Below are 2,910 nucleotides of genomic sequence, written 5' to 3' on the forward strand. Positions count from 1 at the left end.
GGCTCCTATGGGCTCCCAGTAGTCGGACCAGTAGATCAGGGCGGCGTCGGCCTTCGACAAAGATCGTATATCCTTATGGGATACGATCTTTCTCTCGTAGGCGAATCTAAGGGTACCTTCCGTTATGCCGTAGTTGGTCCGTCCTCCCCTATCGTCCGGATCGTTCGCATATCCTCCCTCGAATCCCAGGACCACGGAGAGAACCTCAGAGAACCTCTCCGTCACTTCGTCCCCCTCCCCTCCCAGGGCAAAGGGCCCGCTATATCCAATATGTCCCTGCCATGGATCGCCAGCTCCTCTATCCTGTCCAGCCCCCAGTCGTGACCGAGGCGCTCGTTCAGTTTATCCACGGCATAGTCCACCAGTCCTCGGATGATGGGGCCGTCGAAGGGCTCCAGAAACCAGGGAAGGACTATGAGACCGTCCAGGTATTCCACGACGGCGTCTCTCTTGTCCTTCGACTGAAGCCCCGAGATCTCGTCCTTCACCTGCGAGGTGGCCAACTCGGCGAACACGACTATACGACCGACGAAGTCGACCACATTCGATAGGTTCTCCCTTACCTTCTTGAGACTGTTCCACTCGGACAGCTCGTTCATCCGCTCTTTCAGATACTTAGCGTCGGCCACCAGAGTGCTAAGAGCTTCCTTGATCTTTTCGACGTTCTCTCTCATCGGAATTCCTCCTCTTTTCGGAACAAAAAAGGGAAGCCCACGCCGAGCTTCCCCGAAACTTTATGCCGTTCGCTACGTCTCCGGCGTCTCCAATTCCATACCCAACCTCAAAGCTTCCACCATGACGACGTTACTCTTCGGAGGGGCTCCCGGCGTCTTTATCTGTTCCCATATCCGGTCCATTTTCGAGGACAACCCCTCCATTCCCGACAACACCGGGGAGAGGTCTATGTCCGTCTGTTTGATGAAATGTCCCATCAAGACACCACCTCCATAACGAGAAGAGTCACGGTTGCCCCCGCCGAGGAGGACAGGAAGATCTCGCCCAACCGTCCCCAGTCCAGACGATCGAGGTCAAGTCCGTATTTCCCATCCAGTTTTATAGATCTCTCCCCCAGATGGATCTCCGCAATGTCGTCCCCCTCGGTGGCCGCCTGGAGAGAGAGCTTTCTGCAATAGGGGACCGGCAATGTCACGGTCTCACCGGGCGGGACGGTCACCTCTCCGGAATACAACACCTGAGAGCGAGGCTTAGGATCGCCGGAGACGACGGTAAGTCCGATCTCCTCGGCGGGAATGAAAAAGGGTACCCGTTTTTCCTCGCCGGGTACCCAGTAATGCCGCCCGAAAGATATCGGGTAGGACTTTTCGTTTTTATATGTAGGCATGGCTCTACCCTATCTGGAGCATACGCCCGGGAAGATGGACCCGATATCTCTTGCCGTCCAGCCATCCGACGGACCCTACGGCGAGAGCCTCCGGAGTCGCTAAAACCCCGGGGACTGCCCCCCTTATCTCCTCGGATGTATAGGCGAAAAGATCCGTTACGACGGGGCCGCCACTGACGGAATCCGTAGAAATAGGTGGCGAAGGAGCAAAAAGTTGCATCGTGATAATTCCCTCCGGGTTGGATTCGCTACCTAAAACGACCAGATGCTCCCCCTTGCTGGGCGGCGAAAAGGCACAACAAAGATCAGTGTCGAAGATAGCAGGGAAAGGTCCATCAAGGCCGTTGCCTTTAGAGGTGTCCACAAGGACGAGCCCCAGCACCCCGGAGTGTTCCTCTCCTTCGTCATAGCAGAAAAACACGCCGCCTTCGTTGCTGATTACCGAAGAGGTTATGGGCAAAATTCTCCAGGAAGTGGGAGATACCAGCTGATCTTCTAAAAAATCCGTCCCTATCCGCATAATGGTCCCAGATATCACGATCGGGGCGCCTAGCCCCTCGGTAGTCTGCCCGAAATAGATGCGGGGAGTCGCATAGTACCTATACCCGCTTGGACGGAAAGGCTTCCACTGGATGTTCTCAATAAAGGCACTCATGACAACGGCGGATGTCCCGTTATAAGAATATTCCAGTGTGTCGGAAGTAAGAAGATTAACAGACACATAGATGCCATTTGATTTGTCCATCAGATCAAGATTACTTATCGGGTTTTTACCTCCTATACGCATCACTTTCTCTTTATTACGCGACAGAGGGGCTCCAAACAAGTAGCCGTTGTCTGAGTCTATGTAGGCTCCACTGTGGAGCCTATACGAACTTGTATTTGACGCCTTGCCAAAATACGAGAATAAGATGCTTAATCCCATAGGACCCTCGGGGAGTGGCGTCTGAGAGTTTATCACAGGGGCCATGTAATCCGTCTGGCTTCTGATCCCCAGCATCGTAGAGCTCGCTTCCAATGCCATGATATCTCCTTCTAGCTCTCCAAGGTACACTCTTCGAGGTAACAGTTCAGGTGTACTGGCGAACTCGTATATAGGATCCTTCGCCTCCACGTACAACCCGTCTTTCACCTTCGCCACGATGTGGTAGGGGTACTCCACCCCGTCGTGGACGTGCTTTTCCTCCTTGAGTATTTCCAGGCCTCCTATGGCCGCCAATTTTTTCATGAGCACCAGAGGATGACACCCCAGAGTATCAATCCTTTTTACCGCCATTACATTACCTCCCTATTGAGAAATGACCCTGAGCCGGGCCGTCAGAACCGAGTTCGGCGCATCGTAGGGCAGAGACGCCCTCAAGAAACACCGTCTTCCGCTCCACTGTCGGATATTCCCTATGGCGTGCCCCCTTTCGTAGGAGTAATCCATACGGACCTCCGAATCCACGGCCGGAGCGGCCCCGAAGGTAACCGTTCCCTTTACGTTGTTGAGGGCGTAGTCCGTCACCTCCTGCCCCCCTACCAGCACCTTCGAGACTCCCCGTATCAAAGGGGTGCCGGTGTCGAAT

5 protein-coding genes and 1 pseudogene are annotated in these 2,910 nt (G+C 54.3%); all 6 read right to left on the minus strand.

Annotated elements, in window-relative coordinates:
* Nucleotides 1-225, minus strand: a 225-nt coding sequence (locus tag L2W48_RS12775; RefSeq protein ID WP_329604272.1) for a glycosyl hydrolase 108 family protein, incomplete at its 3' end; no start/stop codon positions are given.
* A complete protein-coding gene (locus tag L2W48_RS12780; RefSeq protein WP_236100472.1) occupies nucleotides 222-674 on the minus strand; it encodes a hypothetical protein in 453 nt (150 codons plus the stop codon). The genes L2W48_RS12775 and L2W48_RS12780, both read right to left, overlap by 4 nt.
* 72 nt (nucleotides 675-746) lie before the next feature.
* Nucleotides 747-932 (minus strand): hypothetical protein, encoded by a 186-nt coding sequence (locus tag L2W48_RS12785; protein WP_236100473.1) that lies wholly within the window; start codon nucleotides 930-932, stop codon nucleotides 747-749.
* Nucleotides 932-1,342: a hypothetical protein gene (locus tag L2W48_RS12790; protein WP_236100474.1), complete on the minus strand. Its 411-nt coding sequence runs from the start codon at nucleotides 1,340-1,342 to the stop codon at nucleotides 932-934. The genes L2W48_RS12785 and L2W48_RS12790 overlap by 1 nt, the downstream gene beginning before the upstream one ends.
* Before the next feature lie 4 nt (nucleotides 1,343-1,346).
* Nucleotides 1,347-2,618: a hypothetical protein gene (locus tag L2W48_RS12795; protein WP_236100475.1), complete on the minus strand. Its 1,272-nt coding sequence runs from the start codon at nucleotides 2,616-2,618 to the stop codon at nucleotides 1,347-1,349.
* A gap of 12 nt (nucleotides 2,619-2,630) precedes the next feature.
* A pseudogene (locus L2W48_RS12800) lies at nucleotides 2,631-2,910 on the minus strand (DUF2460 domain-containing protein); the annotation flags it as partial.

It is taken from the genome of Dethiosulfovibrio russensis, from assembly GCF_021568855.1.
GTDB lineage: Bacteria > Synergistota > Synergistia > Synergistales > Dethiosulfovibrionaceae > Dethiosulfovibrio > Dethiosulfovibrio russensis.